The 24,310-nt window shown below is 46.6% G+C and carries 18 protein-coding genes; 9 read left to right on the top strand and 9 right to left on the bottom strand.

What is annotated here, in order from left to right; translation table 11 throughout:
• Positions 1–2: 2 nt before the first annotated feature.
• The gene (locus BMW79_RS12570) at positions 3–512 is read right to left on the bottom strand and encodes a hypothetical protein (RefSeq protein WP_089896877.1); all 510 of its coding nucleotides are present in this window, start codon (positions 510–512) and stop codon (positions 3–5) included.
• Positions 513–588: 76 nt separating this feature from the next.
• Entirely contained in the window at positions 589–1,449 is an 861-nt protein-coding gene (locus tag BMW79_RS12565) for a chromate resistance protein ChrB domain-containing protein (RefSeq protein WP_089895189.1), read from the bottom strand.
• A gap of 186 nt (positions 1,450–1,635) precedes the next feature.
• On the opposite strand from BMW79_RS12565, the gene BMW79_RS12560 reads away from it, so the two are divergent.
• A complete protein-coding gene (locus tag BMW79_RS12560; RefSeq protein WP_089895187.1) occupies positions 1,636–2,562 on the top strand; it encodes a pentapeptide repeat-containing protein in 927 nt (308 codons plus the stop codon).
• Positions 2,563–2,571: 9 nt separating this feature from the next.
• Here BMW79_RS12560 and BMW79_RS12555 read toward each other — a convergent pair whose 3' ends face one another.
• The 4 genes from BMW79_RS12555 to BMW79_RS12540 form a co-directional block, all read right to left on the bottom strand.
• Positions 2,572–3,351: a class I SAM-dependent methyltransferase gene (locus BMW79_RS12555; protein WP_089895185.1), complete on the bottom strand. Its 780-nt coding sequence runs from the start codon at positions 3,349–3,351 to the stop codon at positions 2,572–2,574.
• Positions 3,352–3,407: 56 nt separating this feature from the next.
• Positions 3,408–4,682 carry a hypothetical protein gene (locus BMW79_RS12550; protein ID WP_089895182.1) on the bottom strand — a complete coding sequence of 425 codons (1,275 nt, stop codon included), beginning with the start codon at positions 4,680–4,682 and terminating at the stop codon, positions 3,408–3,410.
• Between the two features lie 22 nt (positions 4,683–4,704).
• Positions 4,705–5,712, bottom strand: coding sequence for a FecR domain-containing protein (locus BMW79_RS12545; protein WP_089895180.1), 1,008 nt, complete (start codon positions 5,710–5,712; stop codon positions 4,705–4,707).
• A gap of 68 nt (positions 5,713–5,780) precedes the next feature.
• Positions 5,781–6,320 carry an RNA polymerase sigma-70 factor gene (locus BMW79_RS12540; RefSeq protein ID WP_089895179.1) on the bottom strand — a complete coding sequence of 180 codons (540 nt, stop codon included), beginning with the start codon at positions 6,318–6,320 and terminating at the stop codon, positions 5,781–5,783.
• Positions 6,321–6,631: 311 nt separating this feature from the next.
• On the opposite strand from BMW79_RS12540, the gene BMW79_RS12535 reads away from it, so the two are divergent.
• The 8 genes from BMW79_RS12535 to BMW79_RS12500 all read left to right on the top strand — a co-directional run bounded on the left by BMW79_RS12535 (position 6,632) and on the right by BMW79_RS12500 (position 19,509).
• Positions 6,632–7,219, top strand: coding sequence for an RNA polymerase sigma factor (locus tag BMW79_RS12535; RefSeq protein WP_089895177.1), 588 nt, complete (start codon positions 6,632–6,634; stop codon positions 7,217–7,219).
• A gap of 51 nt (positions 7,220–7,270) precedes the next feature.
• The gene (locus tag BMW79_RS12530) at positions 7,271–8,497 is read left to right on the top strand and encodes a FecR family protein (RefSeq protein ID WP_089895174.1); all 1,227 of its coding nucleotides are present in this window, start codon (positions 7,271–7,273) and stop codon (positions 8,495–8,497) included.
• A gap of 364 nt (positions 8,498–8,861) precedes the next feature.
• Positions 8,862–12,212: a SusC/RagA family TonB-linked outer membrane protein gene (locus BMW79_RS12525; protein ID WP_245752474.1), complete on the top strand. Its 3,351-nt coding sequence runs from the start codon at positions 8,862–8,864 to the stop codon at positions 12,210–12,212.
• 12 nt (positions 12,213–12,224) lie between these two features.
• The gene (locus BMW79_RS12520) at positions 12,225–13,730 is read left to right on the top strand and encodes a RagB/SusD family nutrient uptake outer membrane protein (protein WP_089895170.1); all 1,506 of its coding nucleotides are present in this window, start codon (positions 12,225–12,227) and stop codon (positions 13,728–13,730) included.
• 8 nt (positions 13,731–13,738) lie between these two features.
• A complete protein-coding gene (locus BMW79_RS12515; protein ID WP_089895168.1) occupies positions 13,739–14,563 on the top strand; it encodes a DUF4843 domain-containing protein in 825 nt (274 codons plus the stop codon).
• Between the two features lie 22 nt (positions 14,564–14,585).
• Positions 14,586–16,049, top strand: a complete 1,464-nt coding sequence (locus BMW79_RS12510; protein ID WP_177192143.1) for a PKD-like family lipoprotein — start codon at positions 14,586–14,588, stop codon at positions 16,047–16,049.
• A gap of 89 nt (positions 16,050–16,138) precedes the next feature.
• Entirely contained in the window at positions 16,139–17,008 is an 870-nt protein-coding gene (locus BMW79_RS12505) for a peroxiredoxin family protein (RefSeq protein WP_089895164.1), read from the top strand.
• A gap of 2 nt (positions 17,009–17,010) precedes the next feature.
• On the top strand, positions 17,011–19,509 hold the full coding sequence (locus BMW79_RS12500) for a zinc-dependent metalloprotease (protein ID WP_089895162.1): 2,499 nt from the start codon (positions 17,011–17,013) through the stop codon (positions 19,507–19,509).
• 126 nt (positions 19,510–19,635) lie between these two features.
• Here the strand turns inward: BMW79_RS12500 and BMW79_RS12495 are convergent, their stop codons facing one another.
• From BMW79_RS12495 to BMW79_RS12485, 3 genes are all read right to left on the bottom strand, one after another.
• The gene (locus tag BMW79_RS12495) at positions 19,636–21,843 is read right to left on the bottom strand and encodes a Gldg family protein (RefSeq protein WP_089895160.1); all 2,208 of its coding nucleotides are present in this window, start codon (positions 21,841–21,843) and stop codon (positions 19,636–19,638) included.
• Positions 21,840–22,784 carry an ABC transporter ATP-binding protein gene (locus BMW79_RS12490; protein WP_089895158.1) on the bottom strand — a complete coding sequence of 315 codons (945 nt, stop codon included), beginning with the start codon at positions 22,782–22,784 and terminating at the stop codon, positions 21,840–21,842. Before BMW79_RS12490 ends, BMW79_RS12495 begins: the two co-directional genes overlap by 4 nt.
• Positions 22,785–22,868: 84 nt before the next feature.
• Positions 22,869–24,302 carry a RagB/SusD family nutrient uptake outer membrane protein gene (locus BMW79_RS12485; RefSeq protein ID WP_089895156.1) on the bottom strand — a complete coding sequence of 478 codons (1,434 nt, stop codon included), beginning with the start codon at positions 24,300–24,302 and terminating at the stop codon, positions 22,869–22,871.
• Positions 24,303–24,310 lie beyond the last annotated feature (8 nt).

Raw genomic sequence — 24,310 nt, 5'->3', positions numbered from 1 at the left:
TATTAAAAGCTGATACCAAATTGAAAACCTATCCCGACAGTGGAAGGCTGATCGTTTCCAAACCTGGCTGGTACAGGAACCGCTACAAAGTAGCTGCAATCCTTTCCTTTTTTAATGACCTTATTGAGTACCGGTGTAATACCATATCTCCCTGATGTTTCAAATGCCAGTCTGTTGGCCAGTGTGAAACCGTGTCCTAACGACACCAGTACTCCCGGATGGAACAACAGGTGATTCATTTTGCTGGTTCCATCTGCCACGCGGATGAAAGGAACGATTTCCATTGAGAAACCTATTTTCTGACTTTTCCATATATTGATGCCTGTTGGTAACCCTCCAACATAGGCGCCATCAAAATTGGTGTGCGCACCATCATTTCCAAAGGTGACCACCGGATGCAGGATACCAGCATAGCCGGTAATACGGGGATACGTTACAGTAGCTGTTTGAGCAGATATTGTTTTCATCCCAAAACTGATCACAGCAAAGAAGATGGTGATAATTTTTTTCATACAGAAGACGGCATGTAATGGCTGATATACCATTATACAATACTATCATCTTCGTATTTCCGGAAATAGAACAGAATTAACTTTTGGAATCGTTTTTACTTTTGGAGCATTCTTTTTTGTACGCGGAGGGTGTTTTTCCTGTTTGTTGCTTAAAGATCCGGGTAAAATGGCTTTGATCGGAAAACCCGGTGAGATAGGCTATTTCCGTCAGGGAATAACCGGAGGATTTCAGCAGCTCAATGGAGCGTTCAATTCTTAGTTTCCTGATGTAGTCGCCATAGGAAAGGTTATCAAAGTACCTGGAAAACTCTCTTGATATATACGATGGGTTAATATCCAGGTCCTTTGAGAGATCTTTTAATGTTAAACTAAGGTTGGTATCAATCTGGTCCTGGATGAGTGCTTTCAATTCCTTTACCCAACCAGGAGTGGTCTGGGTTCCTTTTTTATTGATGTACTTATTGAACAGCTCCAACAACATTTGCTCTGCCGGACCGGCCTGGGTATGTTTCAGATGGTATAAATCTTTTGCCCAGCTATACAGTCCGTCGTAGATAACGACACCAAAATTCAGTAATTCCTGGTCATCTCTGATATTATGCGCCAACCCGGAAAATATGGCTTCCAGACCGGCTGATTGTGGTGCAAAATCGTGGCGATCTGTATCTGCGCCTCTTACGATTGCGGCGATACGATCAAGGGCTGCATCTTCTAATTGATGCTTTTTGAGGAAATAGTCAAATGTACATTGGCCCTGATAGTGTGTATACTCCACACCCGGGATATCAAAAGGAATGGCGGATAAGCGTTCCGCCTGCGTAATGACATCGGGGAACGGCACATAGATAATTTCTGCTGCCGGATCAATAAAGCGTTTTATCAGCCATGGACAGGCAATTCTATCAATTTTTGGCCGTTCACGGGTAATCCATTTCATATACAAGGATATTCAATGCCCGAAAGTTAGCAGGTTCTGTCTGCATTTACCTAAAAAATATACGGAAAACAACTGGCGGTTGTCAGATACCACCTGAAGTAGCAGCATCACCACTTTAAAGAGCGTCCTTTTTGCCGATTTCCGGAGTGATTAGGAGTAACTTTACTACATCAAAAAACAGCAGTTATGGATACTAAAATGATCGGCCATAAAATAGCCAAAGCGCGCAAGGACAAAAATATGTCCCAGGCGCAACTCGCCGGGCTTTTATTTATCAGCCCACAGGCGGTTGGAAAATGGGAACGTGGAGAATCGATCCCTGACATTGTTACTATAAACCGACTCGCGGAGATTTTTGGTGTTGACCTTAATTATTTTTCAGAAAATTTCCTGTCGACAGATAAGGAATTACCTTCAAACATAGCCGGCGACAACGACGAGCAAACGGCAGCGGAAGTTTTCACCCGTCCCGAACGGGAATTACTGACGAACTTCAGCGGTGGCAATTTGACAAAAAGTGACTTTGCGGGGGTTACGGCGCATAACAGGAAGTTTAATGGAAGCGCACTACGCGGCTCAGACTTTGCCGGGGCAGATTTAACCGGCAGTTCATTTACGGGTAGTGATATCCGTGAGGCCCATTTCGATAAAGCGAATCTGACAGATTGCACCCTGTCGGCCAATGACCTTACAGATGTCAGCTTTAACAAAACGGTGTTCGTTCGCACGGTGTTCACTGCATCAGGACTGGCCGGTGCAAAATTTATAGCAGCTGAACTGGTTGATGTAAAGTTGAACAAAACTGATCTCAGGAAAACTGTTTTCGAAAAATGTATCTTCAAAGGTGTAGATTTTAAGTATTCCGATCTGCGTAATGTATGCCTTGACGGGCAAACCTTTATTGGTGTAAAATTTGACAAGGCAGCGCTGAACGAAGCTACGTTCAATGGCGCCACCCTTAAGAATGTTTCTTTCCGCCCAACATATGCGTTAACCAACAAATACTACCGTGCCATTAAAACCATCTGCTTTGACGGCGCCATCATGGATAAACTGACCTACGCCGAACTCAAAGGAATGGGTGCTGAGCTGTCGAAGGTGACATTTCTTTAAAACACAGTTTTATTGCTTAACAGCCATCACAAAATAATCCAGGCAATCATCCTGCAGGGATTGTAGATAAAAATCCCGGAAGCTGAACCCAGTTGTCAGGTCTTCCATTTTCCTCAATAGCAACAGTCTGTTCAGGTTGTTCAATAAAGTATAGGGAATTCTCAGCAGGTAACCAGGCAGGTTATATTGAAGGTTAAGAAAATCGTATTTCATAAAAGCAGCTATGCTCTTTTTATTCTCCCTGTAATAATCCATTATAAGATCATTACCATAAATTCCCTGCACTGTAAAGTCATTAAAATGTGCTGCCATGAGGGTACACATCTCCAGGGGTTTATATTCCCTTATATGAAACGGATTTCTCGTTAATGACATTAACCTGTTGGGAGTTGTCAGCAATAATTTCCCTCCCGGTTTCAGCACTCTTTTAATTTCAGTAAGCAGCTGGTGATCTTCTCTGATATGTTCGATTACCTGAAAGCAAATCACCGTATCGAACAACTCATCACCGAATCCTGATAAATCCGGCAGCCGGCACTGCATGAAAGCTGCCTTATCACTAAAGTTGTGAATCTCAGGTCTCTTTTTATCCACTGCAATATATTGTTCCGTATAAGGTGAAAGCAGCGCTATGCCATAGCCTTCGCCGCAACCTACTTCCAGTACCTGCTCCCCTACGAGTTTTAAGTGATGTGAATATCTGTATGCAAATACATGACGCTGGAAAACATAGTTATTACTAAATGAAGTATTGTTGGTTCTTTCTGCCGTTTTTAGTAGTGCAAACATTATTAAGTGTTGTGAGGTGAGTAATACAGTAATGCATGACTACTACACTTAATAATTTAAAATCCCTTATTGTGCCTGGAAAAATTGATCCGGTAAAATATACCTATCTGAAATCCGATCCAGGTCTGGTGATGCACGGCGCCATCCTGCGTATAACGGCCCCCAATGGTATAAATAGGGTTTATTGGATTCACTTCTCTTTTCACTTCATTTTCGCTGATAAACGGAGGGGTGAGCGTACCATTCTGATAATAGGCAGTACGAAGCATAGCGTAGGCAACACCAAACTGCAAACACCATTTTTCATTCAATGGCTTCTCCGCTCTCAATGCCACCCTGTTAAGGGTGCTTTTACCCTGGATGATAAAACCCGAAGTATCATATGATTTTTCCAGTTTACCGGTTGTCACCGCGAGGTGTAGCCGCCAGTTATCTGCTATTCTGGCCGACACTCCTCCTCCATAGCGCAAACCTGCAACTTTAAAATTGCTGCTCCAGGAAACAATACCATAGAGAAATGGCCATCCTGCCTGAATAATGGGGTTCATATAAAATGTTTCATCTGCCGTGATACCAGGTTTTATTTCCGGATTGAATACAGCGCGACGACCAGTTCTTTTCTGTTCATTGTAGCCCAAAGCTGGTAAACGGATGGAAGTAATTCCTTCCCAGGCAGAGCGGATTAAAGAGGTACCTGTTTGCGGGGCTTTATCTACACGGATACTATCAGAAGAAAGCGTGACTAAAGGAATGCTATCACCCGCAGTAAGATTTTTTTTATACGAGATAAAAGATACGTGTTCCAGCCCCGTAACAACAACAGCCATCTGCGGTGATGCAGGCGGCAACGCTTCCATGGTTAACAACGACGGTGATTTAACCGGTCGTTTTACTTGCGGGGGCTTTACTACAGGTTGTTTTGATTCCGGGGGCTTTATTACCGGGGCCTTTCCTTTTTTTGCAGACATTATGCTGACGGGAGCTTTCCCAACTGTTACGGGGGCCTGCGAACGATGCACAGCATTCGCCTGTTGCGGAGGTGTATCCACGAAAATGATATGTGCGCCCAGCACCGTATAGTAGATGCCGGATCTGCTATGAATAACTTCCAGTAAATCTTCCAATGGCAACGTCCTTTTGCCGATAGGAATCATACGGGACGGCGGATATTTACGTGTGTTCACGGAAAATTTTATACCCGTTTGCCTGCGAATCAGGTGAAGCAGGGAATCAAAACGAATATTACCAGCAGGTATGCTGATCTTCCTTTTCAGGTTCACTTCTCCGTTCTGTGCATTTGATGGCAGATGCGATGCCAGGAGCATTATCATCAAACCGGTTATTGTCCACTTGTTAATCACACGCCATACCATTGATGTATATGGTATCGTGTTCCTTTCTCCATTGCACATTTAAAGTAATTGAGATAACATCTAAAATATATTGCAGCGGTCTGTTATCAAATGAGCTACTCATTGTACAGTTTTCCAACTTTTTATTCTCAATGATAATTTTTGTGCTGTATGCCTTTTCCAGTACAGCTACCATTTCGCCGAGTGAGGTATTCTCAAAACTGAAAATACGGGTGGCATAACTCATGTTGTTCATATCTGCTGTATCAGATACAAAAAAATGCCGGCTATTGAAGAGGTATTCCCCTTTCTGGCCAGCCTTAACAGTAATGTTGTCTCCTCCCCGGTACATCAGGATAGTCCCGCTTTTCACGATCGCCACAATTTTAGCAGAATCCCGCATCACATTGAAAGCAGTACCCAATACTTTGATATGGATATCCCCTATATGGATCACGAATGCCCGTTGCGGGTCAGGTACCACGTCAAACCAGGCCTCCCCATTGAGTACAAGTTCCCTGTTCTTCTTACCAAAATCAGGGGAATATTTCAGTTGTGAATAGCTGTTCAGTACTGTTACCGTACCATCAGGAAGCGTATCACGGGAAATAGCTGTTGCGGTCTGTTTCACTACATCTGATGCTGATGAAGGTGTTTTTTCCTGATAAAAGAAAAAATACAACATACCTGAGGCCAGCAACAGCAATCCGATGGCTGCTACTATACTTTTATAGGGGAATATTTTCCTGACAGGAACATTCTTCTCCCGCTTACTTTGTTCCAACAAACCTTGCAGTTCCAGTAATGCCTGCTTTTTATCAGGCAGCTGGTGACCTGTTCCGGGAGTGCTGCGCTCCCATATGGCTGTTACTTCACCGAACAACCGCCGGTTTTCTGCATCATCAGCAACCCAGTTGTCGATAGCTATCGCTTCCTCCGGAGAAGCTTCGCCCGACAAATATTTGCCCAACAGCTCAATATCAACTGGAATATGGCTTCTGATACTCATTGTTGTATAAAATTACTAACCATAGTTATGTTTAGATAAAAAAAATAAAGTTACCACCGACTTCCCGGTTACCAGACAATGAAGATGAATATGCTGAAGAGCTTCTTCCGTAGAATTCTTAATGCCTTTCCTATCTGTGCCTCAATTGTTTTAACAGACAATCCCAGTTCCGCAGCTATTTCAGCATATTTCATACCCTCAAACCGGCTTTTGGAAAAAATGAGTTTGCATTGATCCGGCAGCTTATCAATTTCCCTTAATATCTGCAGGCTTCTCTCTTTGCTGGTCAGGTCATTACCTGGTTCATGGGCGGTGACATCACTTTGCTCAATATATTTCTGCTTTATTTTCCCATGCCGGACTATGTTCAAACATTGATGATAAACTGACGTATACAGGTAGGATTTTACCGATTGCTCTTCCTGCAACTCCTCTCTTTTCTCCCATAATTTAAGAAAAACCGCCTGTACTGCGTCTTTAGCCTCGTCGTTATCCCTTAATATGGTATACGCATAAGCGTGTAACACTTCAAAGTAAGCGTTAAAGTACTGCACAACTACACCCGCGTTCCGGGATTCACCTTCTTTTAAGACTTTTTGTACATCCAATTTTCAGCCAGCGTTACGGTTATTGACTACAATATATTGATGATACACTTCAGTTACCATAAACCCTTATGTCCTGGAAAAAAAATCCGGGGGATAAATATTAAAATTAAAGGGAATACTTTCCACTTTGCGGTTTAAGAGGAGAAATCTGTCTTTAAAATAAGAAAATTATTTATCAGTACCTCCTCCTCCCAGTTACATTATTTCCTGCTTAAAATCATCCTTTTTTTATTATCTCCCCCAATTTTTCTCCTCTCAATAATGTTTTTATTCTATGTTTGTACCCGTAAGGGGTCAATACTAAATCGAATTTGCAATCCAGTTTACCATACGAGGAGAAAGAATTGCTGACGCGCATAGCGGAAGGTGATGCCACCATATATCCTTACCTGCACGACACTTATTATAATTCTCTCGTTTATTTTTCCCTCAGTATCATTCCGGACCAGCAACAGGCCGAGGATATCGCCGTGGATTCCCTGGTGAAGCTGTGGCAGCTGCCCACTCATTTCGAAACAACAGGCAAATTGAAAAGCTATCTTTTCACGCTTGTCAGAAATGCCAGTCTGAACTACCTGAAACACTTGCGGGTAAGGGAACGCAGCGAAAGCACCCTTTCCGGAACGGACGTATTGGTAGATTCAAGAATGGAAGCACTGATCGTAGAATCCGATCTGATGCGGCTTGTTCACCAGGAAATTGCCCGGTTACCAGCCTCCTACCGCGAGGTAGTGGAGTTGCTTTATATAGAAGATCTTTCTTCCGCAGAAGCGGCAGAAAAACTGGGCATCAGCATGGAAAACCTGCGTCAACGAAAAGGACGGGCTATCAAAGAACTTAAAAATGAGTTGCTCAGAAAAGGTTTCAGCGAACTTTTACTGTCTGTATTATTTTTTTGAGAAATCTGTCACGCTTCCTTTTCCTCAGTTGTTTTATTGAAAATAGCTTGCATGGCTTCGGAAGATTTTCACGATATCAACATGGCATTACTGGATCCGGTAGCTCCGCTGCTGCATAAACTGCTGGCCGGAGAGCCGCTCTCAGCGGAGGAATTGCTGTTGTTGCAGGAGTGGCAGGAACGATCTTCCGACAACAAAGCGCTGCTGGACCGGTTGGAAATGTCTGCCGCTGTGCAGGACATGCTGAAAAAATGGTATGCCATTGAAAAGAACCGGGAAGAGAAAAAATTACTGGGCATGCACCGGGTACATCAGCTCACCCCTCCCATCCATACACGGGTTCATTTTCTAAGACGCCGTTTTGTACGCTATGCTGCTGCCGGCCTGCTCTTACTCGGTACCGGCGCTTATCTCTGGACGCTCCGGCAACACCGGGAGCCATCACTGGCACACGCATCATCTGCGGAAACCATTGCCCCCGGGCGAGATGGCGCTGTATTAACACTGGCAGATGGTTCCAGGGTAGTACTGGACAGCATGGGAAATGGCGTTATTGCCAATCAGCAGGGCGTTCCGGTTTCTTTACAAAATGGTCAGCTGGCCTATGGTCCCATCAGCAGTTCCGGGGAAGAAATGGTCTATAACACGATCAGCACGCCCAGGGGCCGCCAGTTCAAGGTATTACTGCCTGATGGCAGCAAAGTATGGCTCAATGCCGCCAGCGCGCTCCGGTACCCCACTGCCTTTACCGGGAAAGATCGCCGGGTAACACTGGAAGGAGAAGCTTATTTCGAGATCGCAAAAAATGCCGCGATGCCCTTTAAAGTAGCGGTAGGAAATACTACAGAAGTGGAAGTACTGGGCACCAGCTTTAATATCAACTCGTATAAAAACGAGTCAACGATAAAAACCACCTTGCTGGAAGGGGTGGTACGCCTCCATGCGTACCAGCAATCGCAAACGCTGAAACCCGGCCAGCAGGTGAGCATCACGCCATCTAAAGAAAAAATGGAACCCGCGCATGAAGCGGATCCTGAACAGGTAATGGCGTGGAAAAATGGACTGTTCAAGTTTGATGATGCCAGTCTCCCGGAAGTAATGAGAGAACTGGAACGTTGGTACGACATAGAAGTAACTTACGCAAAAGGTATACCCCCTATCCGTTTCGGTGGGGAGATCAACAAACAGAATACACTCCAGGACGTTTTACAGATCCTGGAAGAATCAAATGTGCATTTCAAGCTGGAACAAGGCCGCAAATTGGTTGTCATGCCATAATGCCCCGATCCGACAGCGCTTATTATTCACTGTGCCAAAATATAAGTCGATAAAACCAGATAATTCATGATGACATGACAGCCGTAAGGGGATAGCCCATAAAAAAACCGAAGGCGCTTGCAACACCTCCGGTGAATGGCCGGGCTGAACCCAATAAACAATTTTCGTTCGAGGAACAACCACTTATTTTATCAACCCAAACCAAACGTAAGTTATGGATTTTACAGCTTATCCCGAGCCGTATGTTATTGCTGTGCCTTTAAAACAGCGACCGGCACAAGGGGCATCAACCAAAACGCTGTTTACGATGGTACGGTTCAACACGCGAACCCGTCGTAGCCACACAGCATCAATTGTGCTTGCAATGAAACTGACAATTGTACTACTGACCACTGCACTTATTCAGGTGCAGGCAGCCGTTACAGCGCAAACAGTCACGCTGTCCGGCAAAAATTTAGCGGTAAAAAAGATCCTCCAGGACATCAGGCAACAAACCGGCTATGTTACTTTCTATAACCAGGACATCCTCGCCAATGCGAAACCGGTTTCCCTGGAAGTAAAAAGTATGCCGTTGAACGACCTGCTGGAACTGGTAGTGAAAGACCAGCCGTTCAAACTGGAGATGAAAGAAAACACAAAAACAATTGTGCTTTCTCCCAAACCGGTAGCGCCACTTACCCTCACGGTAGGACAAGCCGCCGCCTTCCAGGCCATTTCCGGCCGGGTAACCGATAGCGCCAGCGGCGCTCCCATGCCCGGCGCCACTATCCTGATCCGGGGCAAACAGAAGAGCGTATCTTCCGATGCAAACGGACATTTTCAGATAGACGCTGCACCCGGCGATGTACTGATCATTACCTACATCGGATACCGCCCTGCCACTGTTTTTATTAAGAATGATACTAAAACAGTAAACATCTCCATGGCGGCTACTATTTCCACGATCAACAACGTAGTGGTAACAGGTATCTTCAACAAATCCAAAGAAAGCTATACCGGCGCCGCCAAGGTGATTACCGCAAAAGAGCTGCAAGCCTTCCAGGGCCGTAATATCTTTGTGACCATCGGGAACATCGATCCCTCTTTCTACATTGTGCCCGACAACAGCTTTGGTTCGGATCCCAACCATTTACCGGATCTGCAACTCCGGGGTACCCGCAACCTTCCCAATATAGACCAGCTGCAGGATAAAACTTCTGCTGCCCTCAATACCCCCCTCATTATCCTGGACGGATTTCCTACCACCCTGCAAAGGATGATGGACCTTAACAATAATGAGATCGCCTCCGTAACCCTGCTGAAAGATGGCTCTGCCACTGCATTGTATGGTTCACGCGGCGCCAATGGTGTAATTGTGATCACTACCAAAGAACCAGTAGGCGGGAAATTAAGACTCACCTACAGAGGTGGCCTAAATCTCAGTATGCCCGATCTCAGCAGCTATCACCTGCTCAATGCCAGGGATAAACTGGAACTGGAACGCATTTCCGGATACTATCAGAGTTCAACGAAAGATGCACAACGGAACATCGGCATGCAACAGTACTACAACCAGATCAAGGATCTCGTGGAAAGCGGCGTAAATACCGACTGGATGGCCAAACCGTTGCGCACACAAATAGACCAGAACCATTCTCTCCGTCTGGAAGGGGGCGACAATGCCTTCCGTTATTCGATGGAAGGACAATATAATAAGATCAACGGCGTGATGAAAGGCTCCGGCCGTGAAACCATCAATGGTTCCATAGACCTCTCCTATCGCCTCGGTAAACTGAACTTCCGTAACAGTCTCCGGATTTCCAGCATGAAAGCCAACGAATCACCCTGGGGTTCCTTTGGTGATTATGTAAAGCTGAATCCATACTGGAGCCCGTACGATGCGCAGGGCCATATTGTACAAAGCTTCACTCCCTACAACTGGGACTACTGGACACAAACCAGCAAATACAGCGGTAATCCTTATCCCAACCCGATGTACGACGCCACCCTGAATACTTTTAACCGCAACGCTTATACGGCGATCACCAATAACTTCCAGCTGGAATGGACACCAGTGAATCACCTTTTGTTACGTGGCGGCCTGGGTGTAACCACCAACAACAGCACGGCCGACAACTTCAAACCTGCCAGCCACTCTTCTTTTGCAGGCTACAGTGATGCAGACCTGCTGCGTAAAGGAAGCTATATCTATGGCAGCGGAAAGGCCTTTAACTATACTGCCAATCTTACTTCTACCTATTCCAATGTATTCAATGGCGTACATGGTATTGCTGCCGGTGCTTCTGTAGAAGTAACAGAAGATAAAACCAGCAGCTACTCCTTTGCGGCAGAAGGTTTCCCGGATGAAAGTATCAACTTCATTGGTATGGCGCTGCAATACCAGGCTGGTGGCTCCCCTTCCGGAAACGAAGCTACTACCCGCAGGATAGGCGTAGTCGGTAACTTCAGCTATATTTATGATGAACGTTACTTCGCAGACCTGGCCTATCGCCTGGATGGTGCGTCCCAATTCGGCACCAATAAACGTTTTGCTCCGTTCTGGTCTGCCGGCGCCGGATGGAACCTGCACTATGAATCCTTTGTTAAAGACAACCTACATTTTATAGATCGCCTGAAACTGCGCGCCTCTTATGGGGTTACGGGTAACCAGCAGTTTTCCGCCTATCAGCCACTGGCCACTTATACCTATATCACCAACGACCGTTATAAAAACTGGTTAGGCGCTACGCAAACATCTCTCGGGAACAAGGACCTGCAATGGCAGAAAACCGGTAAATATAACCTGGGAATGGAATCTGAATTGTTTCACGGCCGCCTGATCTTACAGGCCGATGTGTACAAGGAAAAAACATCCAACCTGCTTTCTTCGCTCGAACTGCCTTATGCCAATGGCTTTACCAGCTATGTGGAAAACATCGGCAAACTGGAACAAACCGGTTGGGAAATGATGGCCAGCGTAATGCTCATCCGCAATAATGCGCGCCGGATCACCTGGTCTGTTACCGGTAACATTGCCCATAACCAGGATCAGATCGTACAGTTATCACAGGCGATGAAAGCCGCCAATGAAAAACTGGCGACGGTGGTATCCAGCAACTCTCCCAATAAAATTATCCGCGAAGGCGCTTCCCAGAATACTATCTATGCCGTACGTTCACTGGGTATCGATCCCAGCACCGGGAAGGAATTATTCCTCAATAAAGACGGTGGTGTTACCTATTCCTGGAACTCGGCCGACCGTGTAGCCGTTGGCCTGGGTCAACCTAAATTCCGTGGCAATTTCAGCACCCTGTTCCGCTATGGTGGGCTGGCATTGAACGCTTCCTTCGGATTCCGCTTTGGTGGGCAGTTGTACAACCAGACGCTGATCGACAAAATCGAAAATGCCGACCGTCTTTTCAATGTGGATGAACGGGTGTTTTATGACCGCTGGAAACAACCCGGCGATAAAAGCTTCTTCCGTGGTATCAATGAAACTTCCAGGATCTATCCTTCTTCCCGCTTTGTGCAGAATGAATCTACCCTCACCTGTCAGAACGTGAATATTTCCTACGATGTACTCAACAGGGCCTGGCTGTCGCATATCGGCATGAAATCGCTGACAGTAGGTGCTAACACCGGGGAGTTGTTTTACATCTCCAGCGTTCAACAGGAACGTGGCCTTGATTATCCGTTCACCCGGCAGGTATCGATCAACGTGTTTGCCACCTTTTAATCTGAACTCAACATGAAGAAGATCATAATCGCAACTATCGCTTTGAGCGCCATCACCTTCACCGGATGCAACAAATGGCTGGATGTGAAACCGCAGGCCCAGACCACCAAAGATGAACTGTTCAGCACCCAGAAAGGATTCCGTGATGCGCTGACAGGTGCCTACATTCACCTGAAAAGTAACAACACCTATGGCGCCGCTATGATGTGGAGCAATATCGAATATATGGCCCGTAACTGGGACGTGGTATCAGCTACCAACACCGGTATCACCGGCCTGGCCAACGGCGTTTATACCGACGCCACCGCACGTGGATGGCTGGATAACACGTATGCCGATATGTATAAAGTAGTGGCAGATGTGAACAGCATCCTGGAGAAGATCGACGTTAATAAATCCGTTTTCACCGACAATAACTATGCGCTCATCAAAGGAGAAGCGCTGGCACTAAGAGCTTTCTCTCATTTTGATGCCATACGGCTGTATGGCCCGATGCCTGATAATCCCGGCACAGCGGCCATATTGCCTTATGTAAAAGAAGTGTCCCACGATATCATTCTGCCGGTACCTTATGCGGAGTTTACACAAGCCATACTGGCAGACCTGGACGCCGCAGAAGCCTTGCTGAAGGATACCGATCCTATCACAAAATACTCCATCGCAGAACTGAACCCGGGCAGTAATTCTTCCACTCCGTCGGTAGTAGACAATTACTACCTGTACCGGCAAATCCGTATGAATTACTACGCAGTACTGGCGCTGAAAGCCCGTGTATACCTGTGGCTGGCGCCGTTGAATACGGCGAACAAAGCCAATGCTTCGAAGTATGCACAGATGGTGATTGATGCCAAAGACCGTTTAGGTATGCCTACTTTCCGCCTGGGCAGGGAGAGCGACCGTGTAGCGGGAGATAATACCATGTCGCCCGAACACCTGATGGCATTAAGCATCTATACCCTGGATAACATCGCAAACAGCAGTTTTGGTGAACAGGGCAGCCTGGTGCGGAATGATTTCAACGTTCAGGATGGATTCTATTACCTGAATAACCTCTTCCCCGTAGCGGAAAGAACGTCCGATATCAGGTGGAAAGAAATGTGGGCTTATAAAACTTCTGCCGGTAACACCAGCTATGTGATGTATAAGAAATTCATTCAACGGGCTAATGCACCGATACAACAGGTCCCCTTACTGCGCCTCAGCGAAATGTACCTGATCCTCACGGAATGCGCTACCACAAAAGAAGCCGCCGAAGGATACTATCGGATCTACTGCGCCCAGAAAGGGATACCCTTCGTAAATGGATTCAATGCCAATAACTGGGAAACAGACCGTAAGAATAAAATGATCCGGGAATATGTACGTGAGTTCTATGCAGAGGGACAAACCTTCTTTACCTACAAAAGATTTAACGTAGTGGCCTTACCAGCCAACTGGACAGCCACCTACTACACCGGATCTGTTGGCAGATACATTGTACCGAAACCCGATCGTGAAATCAATTACCATAACAACTAATGACAACGATGAAAACATTCATATACGCGATCGCTGTTTTGCTGGTATTGGCGGCCGGTTGCAAAAAAGCGGATCTCCTGATATATAACGATATTACCCGTGTACAGCTCAGTGATACCACCACCATGAGCGCCACTTTTGTGTACATACCGCCTGCCATTACCCGGGATACGATTTATATCCAGGTGAATACCATCGGCGATGTAGCAGATCATGACCGTACCGTGGAACTGACACAGGTGCCGGAATACGATTACACCTACGTTCGCGACCCGGTGACCAACCAGATCACCGATACCCTGATAAAGGAACGACCTTTTAAAGCGGTTGCCGGCGTACATTACCTGGACCTGAAAGATAAATCCATCCAGTCTTTAATGGTGGTGAAAGCTCACCAGGCCGTTGCCAATATCCCGGTAGTATTGCTGCGCGACACCAGCCTGAAAAACAACAGCTATCGTTTACGGGTGCAACTCGTCGCCAACGATCAGTTCGGACTTGGTGAAGTAAATGCCAGGGCAAAAACGCTTGTATTCTCAGACCGGCTGGAACGTTTTTACTCCTGGAGAGTAGACAACACCTCTGCTTCTGCCTTTTCGCTTTTTGGAAAATACAGCACCGGCAAACACCAGTTTATGGTGGATGTATTAAAAGCGAATATAGACGAAGAATGGTTCCAGGCAGTACTGAGTTCTGGCGCGGCACAACAATACCGCACCGTACTGAAACAGGCATTGGCGGATTTTAACGTTGACCCGGCCAATATCGCCAGCGGAAAAGCACCTTTACGTGAAACAACTGCTCCGGGCGCCCTTGTGGTAACATTCCCCTGATCATTTATCAATTATGACCAACATGAAACAGTTATATATTATTGCGGCAGGCCTTCTGTTGACACTGGCCATGAGTTGCAAAAAAGACAACAGCACCTACGCCGATCATCCGCTTCCTCCGGTAGTGGTAAGCGGATTAAAGGATAGCGTCACGATATTCACCCGCCGGGATACCTTAAAAATGAATCCGGTGGTAGAGAATGAAAGTAACTATGACTTTTACTGGACCGCTTATTCTACCAACTTCGTACAGGGCAATCTTCCAAAGGCGGATACGCTGAGTAACGCAAAAATTCTGAACTACCCCGTGGTACTCGCTCCTGGCTCGTACTACCTGGTATTTAATGTAAAAGACAAAAAAACCGGGGTAATAAAACTCATTAATCTGAACCTGTTTGTAGCTACCGTTAACATGAACGGCTGGTACCTGCTGAAAGACAACGCAGGTAAAACAGACTTTGACTTTATTTATAAAGATGGACGCATCGATAACTGGATCAGCTTTAATAACGGCGGTAAAAATCTGGATGGAAACGCGGTAAAAGCCATCTTCACGCCTTCTTTCAAAATGACGATCACCTCTACCGATCTGTTTAATACGCTCACGGTTCTTTCCGAAAAAGATGCCGCTATTTACCGGATCGACAATGGCAAAATGGTGCGTTCCTTTGATGATATGTTTTTTTCAAAACCCGCCACCCGGAAATTGCAGAACGCATTTCAATCCATGGCATCCAACAACATCGGGTTGATCAATGACAACAAAGCATACTCCATGACGAAAGGTGCCTTGTTCACTGATTTACCCTCCACCTACAAAGTATCGGCGATTGCTGCAGTAGGAGCCATGGATATTGGTTTCGATGAAAACTCAAAATCTGTTTTCTGTTTCAACGGCAGTAGTTTCGCCGCCTTAGGCTCCAATGGAAACGACCTGAAAAACATGAATGCCAGTGTGCTCTGGCTGAGTGGATATGCCGGCCAGCGCAGTATAGCACTGGGCCTGTTCCGTATGCAAAGCGGACAAGGATTACTCGTAAAACTGAACGTACAATATGGTTACCTCGCAGGGTTTACATCTCCCCTGATCATGGCCAAAGATACCCTGCCCGCAACGCATGGCCTGATGAACGCCAGCGCCATAGGTGGTAACTATGATGCGGATTACATCTACTATGCCAATGGTAACAAAATATACCTGACAGATGTGGCTACTACCCAGGAAATATTACAGGAAACATTACCTGCCGGAGAAACAGTTACCTGTATCCAGCATATCAAATATCCGCAGCCAACAGCAGGCATACCGGTTACCACCGACTACCTGGCCATCGCCTCCTATGCAAACGGACGCTATAAAATATGGCTGCATAAAATCAGCTCTACCGGTACCATTGATGCACTTACCAAACCGAATTTCGAAGGCGATGGACGTGTAAGCAATGTGACCTACGTAGAACAAGGACTGGGAAGCCGGGTCTTCTAAATTATTTCCGATATGAGATCACCCCAAAGCCACTTTAGCCGGTGGCCAGGTGATCTCATGTCTCTTCAAAAAATAAATACCTACCAAACATGAAAAGCTCCTTACTATTCGCAGTGGCCTGCACCTTGTATACAGGCAGTCTCCTGGCGCAAAGCAGCCCGACAGATACACTGATCCGTTCCAGGCAAAAAGCGGAACTGACCACCGCGCTGAAAGACATTGACCAGCAAGTGGCCGATCGTAACCAGGCATGGTACGACGCACAAAAAGCCAAAGCAAAATATGATACCATCGGGCTGGCACAATACCGGGAAGATGTACGCGGATTAAAACTGATCAGGAAGAAACAGGAAATCACTTTTATACAACAACATCCCGATTATATCGTGAGTGTGGAAGCTTTGAAAGATGCCATTGGCCCTATTCCTGATGACATCACGATCTATGAGCGCCTGTTTAAAGGATTGAAGAAACCGGTACAGAAAAGTGAAGAAGGCATCAAACTGAAAAAAACAATAGACGGCTTTATGACCGTACGCCTGGGCGCTACCGCACCGGCATTCTCCTCCCCGGATACCCTCGGTAACCCGGTACAGCTGAAGGACTACAAAGGTAAATATGTATTGCTCGACTTCTGGGCCAGCTGGTGCGGTCCCTGCCGGGAAGAAAACCCGATAGTGGTAGCCGCCTACCACCGCTTTAAAGATAAAAACTTTGATATCCTCTCCGTTTCCCTGGACCAGGCAGACCAGAAAGCGGCCTGGCTGAAAGCCATTGCACACGATGGCCTTACCTGGAAACATGTATCTGATCTGAAATACTGGAACAATGCAGTAGCAGAATTGTATATGATCCGCTCCATTCCGCAGAACTTCCTGATAGACCCACGCGGAAAGATCATTGCGAAAGATTTACGCGGCGCACAACTGACTAAAAAACTTGAAGAAATATTACAATAACTATGCTTAGATTAAACATCGCCCTGGTTGCACTGCTGGGCATTACGGGCACTTCCCAGGCGCAAAAAGCACTTCCTGCCGATTCATCTGTCAAAAAAACAGACACTCTTCCTTCCGCCATCAAACCATACGGACAGGTGATTACGGCAAAAACGAAGACCTTTCCTGGTATGTTCAAGGTACATCAGTTAAACGGACGCTATTACTTTGAGATTCCCGACTCCATGTACAACCGGGCCATCCTGGTGGTGAACCGCATCTCCAAAGCAGCTGTAGGTCCCAGACCACAGATGACAGGATATGCCGGCGACCAGATCGCCGAAAATGTGATCCGCTTCGAACCCGGTCCGGATGATAAAGTATTTATGAAAGTAATGCGCTTCAATGAGCGTTCTGCAGATTCTACCGAGAACGGATTATTCCGCTCCGTACTGAATTCCAACCTGGAACCCATTGCTGCTGCATTTCCCGTAAAAGCCTATAACAAGGAACAGAAAAGCACGGTGATTGATGTGACAGATTACCTGAACACCGATAATGAAGTGTTCTATTTCAGTCCGCAGACCAAAACAGTCCTGAAAATAGGGGCCGTACAAGCCGACAAATCCTACATCGCCGGTATCAAAGCGTTTCCGCAGAACATCGAAATCCGTACCCTGCGTAGCTATCTGCCGGTAGCAGGCCAGGGACCGGCTTCCACCATCCCGGATACCTATGAGCTGAACAGCTCTATGGTATTGCTTCCGGCAGTACCTATGCAGCCCCGCTTTGCAGATCCGCGCGTAGGTTTCTTTTCCAGGGGCTTCGTAGATTTTGATGCAGATCCACAGGGCGTGAAAGCACAATACATGATTACCCGCTGGAGACTGGAACCTAAAGACGAAGACATTGAAAAATATAAACGCGGTGAACTGGTAGAACCTAAAAAGCCGATCATCTATTATATAGATCCGGCCACCCCAAAGAAATGGGTACCTTACCTCATTGCAGGCGTAAACGACTGGCAGAAAGCATTTGAACAGGCAGGTTTTAAAAATGCCATCAAAGCCATGCCTGCTCCTGAAAATGATTCTACCTGGAGCATCGACGATGCACGCCATAATGTAATCGTTTATAAACCATCACAGATAGCCAATGCCAGCGGTCCGCATGTACATGATCCACGCAGCGGCGAAATCATTGAATCGCATATCAACTGGTATCACAACATCATGCAGCTGGTACACGACTGGTACATGATCCAGGCCGGTGCTATTGATCCTGCCGCCCGCAAAATGAAATTTGATGATGAACTGATGGGACAGCTCATCCGCTTTGTGTCTTCCCATGAAGTAGGACATACCCTGGGCCTCATGCATAACTTTGGTTCCAGTTCTACAGTACCTGTAGAAAAACTGAGGGACAAGCAATATGTGGAAGCACATGGCCACACGCCCTCTATCATGGACTATGCACGGTTTAACTATGTAGCGCAACCGGAAGATCATATCTCCCAGAAAGGTATTTTCCCGAGAATCGGGGAATACGATACCTGGGCTATTGAATGGGGTTACAGATGGTATCCGCAGTTCAAAAGCGCCAAAGAGGAAGTACCTTATCTGAATAAACTCATCATCGACAGCCTGGCGAAAAATAAGCACCTGTATTTCGGTAATGAATTCAGTTTCTCCGATCCGCGCAACCAGAGCGAAGATCTGGGCGACGATGCGGTATTGGCCGGTAAATACGGTATCAAAAACCTGCAGCGTATCCTGCCACAGCTGAAAGACTGGACCCGGGAACCAAATGAAGGCTATGATAAGCTGAAAAACATGTATGAGGAAGTAATCAAACAATACAAACTCTACACAGTACAGGTATTAAAAAGCATTGGCGGCGATTACCGCACGCTCAAAAGCATAGAACAACCCGGTGTTCAGATAGAACCTGTGGAATACCAGCGCCAGAAAGACGCCATGAAATTCCTGAACGACTATCTTTTCACCACGCCTACCTGGCTGATCAACGATACACTGACCGCCCTCACCGGTACAGAACCCTTCGTGCACATCGCGGTAGCACAGTCGAATGTACTGATGAAATTACAGGGCTCAGGTACTTTGCTGACGCTGATCAAGTATGAAGAACTGAATAAAAACAGGAAAAACTATAAGGCCAGTGAGTTTTTGGAAGACCTGAAACGCAGTATCTGGACAGAGCTGTATACCAACAAGCCGATTGACATTTACCGCCGTAACCAGCAGAAAATATATATAGATAATTCCTTCAAGGCATTTAAAGCCGTGAATGAAATTGTGGGCCGTAACAATGGTAATGGCACTATCTATTATATAAATCCTGATCCTACCGGCACAGATGTATCCAGCATCATGCGGGCGCATTTAGTAGCGTTGCGTAGTGACATCCGCAAAGCGATTCCTTTGCAGACCGGGGTATCGAAGTATCATTTACAGGATATGGAGAACCGGATTACCGTAGTACTGGAAGGGAAAGACAAGTAACCATCTCCCGTCATAAACCAACCGCAAATGCTTTGTTGCATTTGCGGTTTTTTTTTGCACACCATAAAAGAAATGAGGCCGCCACTTTAACGTGACGGCCCCTTCTATCATTGGTTGGTTTTAAGCTTATCTTCTCTTCCTGTATAACAACAGCACAGTAGCAAAAATCAGGAGAGATGCCGGGATCACGCCAAAGAAAAATACCCGCATAGTAAGGATACCCTTGTCATCGCTGTCAATTACATCAATGGGCCTTACTTTACCGGTGCTCACCGGAAATTCTTCTGCTGAAAACCATCGGAACATTTCTGTGATGAACGCCTGGTTCCAGGTAACCGGCTGACGGCGGCCAAGTTCGCCGGTACTCATAAAATCTGCATCGCCTGTTACAATAATGCGTTGGGATTTATTTTTCACCTGCCGCTCCAGGGCTAACGCCAACGGCTGATGTGTTTTGGTTTGCAACAAAGGTACTGTCCGGAAGCCTGCCTGTGGCGCGTATTGCAGCGGCGCAGCTCCAACCAGGGAAACAATGGCGCTATCTTTCCGGTAGCCTTCCAGCCTGGAAGCGATGACACCGGCGCTGTCTGAGAAACCTGCCAGGATAAAATCCGGTGCATAATCCCTGCTTTCCTCCTGTACCGGCGCATTGGCGGCCTGTACATTCAGTTGTTGCAGTAAAGGCGCCAGCACAGCAGCAGCACCTGGCTCTGTCATCAGGAGTAAGCTGCCACCATCAGCCAGGTATTGATCCAGCTTCGCTTGTACAGTGGCAGGGAAGGCAGTTTCAGGATCTGCAATCACCAATACGGAGGTGGCCGGCGCAATGTCCTGCACGGAAAGATTGACGGTATCTACATTAAAGCCCTGATTGATCAACGCTCCTCTGAAGGTAAGTTCATTTACAAATTTCCTAAGTGCAGCATCACCGTTTTTAGTGATGCTCCGCTCACCGTTGCCGGTCAGGAAAGTGATCACCGGAATTTTGGAAGGAGTGACAATACGTTTCAGTGCGGCGGTAAATTCCTGCTCGCTGGGATATACCATGATATCGTCGTAGTAACGGAGAAAGGTTTTTCCATCGCCGTACTGGAGCAATCTTACAAGCCGGTTTTCCTCCGGTCCGAGATCTACCAGCTTGCGGATCTGCGCAGGTGGCAATACTTTCCGGTAATCCAGGTCCTGGATATCTGCTACTTTTTTTGCAATTGCCGCATCACTTTCTCCCGGATAATTTTTATACAGACTTTTATTATTGGCGAAATCATAATAATATACGTACTCCATCTTCAGATTGGGCATAAAGCGCCGATAGGGTGTCAACAGCCTTTCATCCTCACTTTTCTTTTCGGGGGCGCCCATGTAATAGTTGTTGTCCAGGATATTCACATAGGTGGTTACCTTTAATGGTTTATCCATTTTTTTGATGAGCGCAAGACTCTGAGGCCCCAGCGTATGGGTTTTCGTGGCAGTCATGTCTATATAACCGGTACACGAAGGAAGGGAACTGATATAGCCGGTAACAAAACAAAATACAACGAGTCCCACATATCTCGCGGTGCGGGTATATACTGATTTTGCTTCCCGCTGATCCTGCAAACGCATGCCGGTAATAGCCAGGAAGAAACCGATGACCAACACAAAATAAAATGCATCCTCTGAGCTGATCAATCCGAAAATAAACTGTTCTGTTCTGCCGGCGATAGACATAAAATAAGTGATATGCCGGATGGTATCATTGCCCTGGAACAGGCCACCGACAAAGTTTAAGCCCGCCAATACCGCGAGGGTACTGATAGCGGCTACTACCTGGTAAGTGGTTAGCGACGACATGAATAACCCGATGGCCGCATATGCACAAATCAACAGGTATATCCCCAATGCGCCGGAGAACATTAATTTCCAGTCGATATGCTCAATAAAAAAAGCGCCTGATACACAATACAAACAGATAATCAGGAGTAGTACGGCGCCATATCCCATCATGGCGGCATATTTTCCCAATACAATATCTCTTACTTTAATGGGCGATGACAGCAACAGCTTTATAGACCCGCTGTGTGTTTCCCGGCTGATGAGCCCCATGGTAAGCAGGGGAATATAGAAATACAGGGTACTTTTTACACCCGGAAAAAATCCTTCCTTCCCTGCAAACACCATGGCGGTAACATCTGTAAAATGATGCCCCATGCGCTGTGCCCGGCCTATCATCTGGATGTAATGCAGAAAATCAATTCCTATCTGTACGGGAAATACGATTAAAATCAGCCATGCTACCGGCGAATGAAAAAGGATACTCAGCTCCTGACGCGCTATTCTGATAATGACTCTCATTTCTGTAAAACGGGTTTTAATTTTTTATTGGATAGTTGGGCAAAAATAGCGTCGAGGGAACTTTTTTCGAGGGTGATTTCCTTTAACCGCCACCTGTTGCCTACGCTCATTTCCACAATGCTTTCCGCAATATCAGCGGTCGGATCAAAATGCATACGGATGGTATTTTCAGATAAAAACACTACCTCGTTTATCCCCGGGATGGCCATCAGCACTGCTGCAGACGGAGGATTCTCCATGGTTGTGATCAGGCTATCCGGCTCTATATAATTGTTGAATGATTCCATGGTATCTTTAAATACCATTTTACCACCTTCGATCATAATAATATCCTGGCAGGTAGCCTGTATTTCCGACAGGATATGCGAAGAAAAAATCACGGCGCGATCGATGGCGATTTCCTTGATGAGCTGTCTTACTTCCAGGATCTGGTTGGGGTCCAGGCCGTTGGTAGGCTCATCCAGCACTACCAGCAGGGGCTTATGGATCAACGCCTGTGCGATGCCCACCCGCTGGCGGTAACCACCGGATAAATTGCCGATGAGCCGTTTGCTGAAATGGGCCACACCGCATTTTTCTTTCACCGCGTCTACCGCTGCTTTGATACGGGGTTTCTCTATGAGTCGCAGGTGTGCGCAATAGGTCAGGTATTCATCCACGGTTTGCTCCAGGTACAACGGTGCGTTCTGCGGAAGAAAGCCAATCCGTTTCTTCGCTTCTTCCGGCGCCGCTCTCATATCGATGCCTTCAATCAGTACCTGGCCACGGGTCTGACTTAACACGCCGCAGAGGATATTCATGGTAGTGGACTTGCCCGCTCCGTTGGAACCGAGTAAGCCGACGATACCCTTTTTATTGATCTCAAAACTGACATCCTGTACCGCCCAATCCTTACTGTAGCGGTGGGAAAGTCCTTCAATTTTAACAATGTTGTCTTGCATGTCTGATCTGATTAGTCAATAGGAAGTGAATGACGCCGGTGTTGATACCGGCGTCACCATTAGTATAGGGACAGGACAAATAAATTATGGATTCAGTGGCCAGTCCGGGTTAAACACTGTGGCACTGGGCCACAGCTGGCGCACATAATTATTACTCCCCGGTAATAACTCATAGTTTTTGCCTTCCGCAGTATGTTTAATCGTTTTCTGAAAACGGGTTTCTTTATTCAGCCGTTTCAGGTCTATCACACGCATCCCTGTGAAGGCCAGTTCCCTCCTTCTTTCTTCGAGTACAAAACGCAGCACTTTTTCCGCATCATTGTTGAAATCGGCCGGTGTAAAAGCTTTATAGGCCTCTGGTGTGATCCTGTTGCTTCTTAAAGTATTCACATCGTCCAGGGCAGCGGCCAGGTTGTTGTTACGGGCATTACATTCTGCGCGGGTCAGGTATACTTCCGGTACATTGAGATAGTTGCTGTAATAATCGCCACGCAGGTAAAGCTTTACTTTATACCGGGACATATAGTTAAATGGGGGCGCCGGCGGCCAGCCGTCTGCATAGTACAGCATCCAGCGGCGGTCGTTGCTGCTGAAAAGCGCCGTCAGTTCAGGAGAAGCGCAAACATCCATACCTAGTCCGAATGGGCGGAGAAAATGCCGGGCTACAATCGTTTCTTTATTCAATTGACCATCCGGGATATCTGTCCAGCCCAGTGGGGCACCGGGTACATTGGGAAAGGGACCGGGGATGGTGATCTTATACGCATTCATGTTGGCCAGTTCATGCTGCAGCGAGAGCGTGAGGTCGGCATACTTCTGCGCATTGGCATAATCACCCATAAAAAGATAAGCCCTGCTCAGCAGCGCGTAGCCGCCTGCTTTCGATGCCCTGAATTTGGTGAGTTTATGTTTTAGCGGCAGATCGGCGATAGCGGCGTTGGCATCACTGAGTACCTGGTCGTACACTTCTTTTACCGTATTCCGTGTGAACTTCGCATTGATATCTGCAATCAATGCCAGCGGTATGCCTGGCTGCGTAGCGGCAGTATTCGCATCATAATGCTGCGCGTATACATTCACCATCAGGAGATGCTCCATAGCACGACCCAGCAAAGCTTCTGCACGCACGCTTTTCTTATTCTCGACTGTGCCTTCTGTGGCATCCATGATATTGTTGATGATGGAATTAAAATAGAAGATCCTTTTATACCCTTCGCTCCAGGTAAAGTCTGTGAGCCCTTGTTCATAAGGGCTGCTGTTGAAGGTATAAATCTTTCTTCCCCATAGCTGCTGTTTGGAAAAGAGGTTACCGGGTTCTCCTTCCGGGAGGAATGCATCATCTGAGAGCAGATCCCAGAAATAATCTCCATAGTTGACAATCGTGCCGGAGTTGAGCATATTCTCATAATCCGCTACTGTTACCGGGATGAATTTATCCTTTGGTTTTATGTCCAGGAACTTTGTGCAGCCTGACAATAACAGCAGGCTGGTAATCATATATAGATGTAATGACTTCATGTTTCCAA

This window comes from Chitinophaga arvensicola, from assembly GCF_900110835.1.
Taxonomy (GTDB): Bacteria; Bacteroidota; Bacteroidia; order Chitinophagales; family Chitinophagaceae; genus Chitinophaga; species Chitinophaga arvensicola.
The sequence above is the reverse complement of the archived record's forward strand: the minus strand, read 5'-3'. Positions and strand labels throughout refer to the sequence as shown.

Bases quoted from the DNA above. Each gene is read 5' to 3' on its own strand.
- BMW79_RS12570 (WP_089896877.1), bottom strand. From the start codon at position 512: ATGAAAAAAATTATCACCATCTTCTTTGCTGTGATCAGTTTTGGGATG.
- BMW79_RS12565 (WP_089895189.1), bottom strand. From the start codon at position 1,449: ATGAAATGGATTACCCGTGAACGGCCAAAAATTGATAGAATTGCCTGT.
- BMW79_RS12560 (WP_089895187.1), top strand. From the start codon at position 1,636: ATGGATACTAAAATGATCGGCCATAAAATAGCCAAAGCGCGCAAGGAC.
- BMW79_RS12555 (WP_089895185.1), bottom strand. From the start codon at position 3,351: ATGTTTGCACTACTAAAAACGGCAGAAAGAACCAACAATACTTCATTT.
- BMW79_RS12550 (WP_089895182.1), bottom strand. From the start codon at position 4,682: ATGATAATGCTCCTGGCATCGCATCTGCCATCAAATGCACAGAACGGA.
- BMW79_RS12545 (WP_089895180.1), bottom strand. From the start codon at position 5,712: ATGAGTATCAGAAGCCATATTCCAGTTGATATTGAGCTGTTGGGCAAA.
- BMW79_RS12530 (WP_089895174.1), top strand. From the start codon at position 7,271: ATGGCTTCGGAAGATTTTCACGATATCAACATGGCATTACTGGATCCG.
- BMW79_RS12525 (WP_245752474.1), top strand. From the start codon at position 8,862: ATGAAACTGACAATTGTACTACTGACCACTGCACTTATTCAGGTGCAG.
- BMW79_RS12520 (WP_089895170.1), top strand. From the start codon at position 12,225: ATGAAGAAGATCATAATCGCAACTATCGCTTTGAGCGCCATCACCTTC.
- BMW79_RS12515 (WP_089895168.1), top strand. From the start codon at position 13,739: ATGAAAACATTCATATACGCGATCGCTGTTTTGCTGGTATTGGCGGCC.
- BMW79_RS12510 (WP_177192143.1), top strand. From the start codon at position 14,586: ATGAAACAGTTATATATTATTGCGGCAGGCCTTCTGTTGACACTGGCC.
- BMW79_RS12505 (WP_089895164.1), top strand. From the start codon at position 16,139: ATGAAAAGCTCCTTACTATTCGCAGTGGCCTGCACCTTGTATACAGGC.
- BMW79_RS12500 (WP_089895162.1), top strand. From the start codon at position 17,011: ATGCTTAGATTAAACATCGCCCTGGTTGCACTGCTGGGCATTACGGGC.
- BMW79_RS12495 (WP_089895160.1), bottom strand. From the start codon at position 21,843: ATGAGAGTCATTATCAGAATAGCGCGTCAGGAGCTGAGTATCCTTTTT.
- BMW79_RS12490 (WP_089895158.1), bottom strand. From the start codon at position 22,784: ATGCAAGACAACATTGTTAAAATTGAAGGACTTTCCCACCGCTACAGT.
- BMW79_RS12485 (WP_089895156.1), bottom strand. From the start codon at position 24,302: ATGAAGTCATTACATCTATATATGATTACCAGCCTGCTGTTATTGTCA.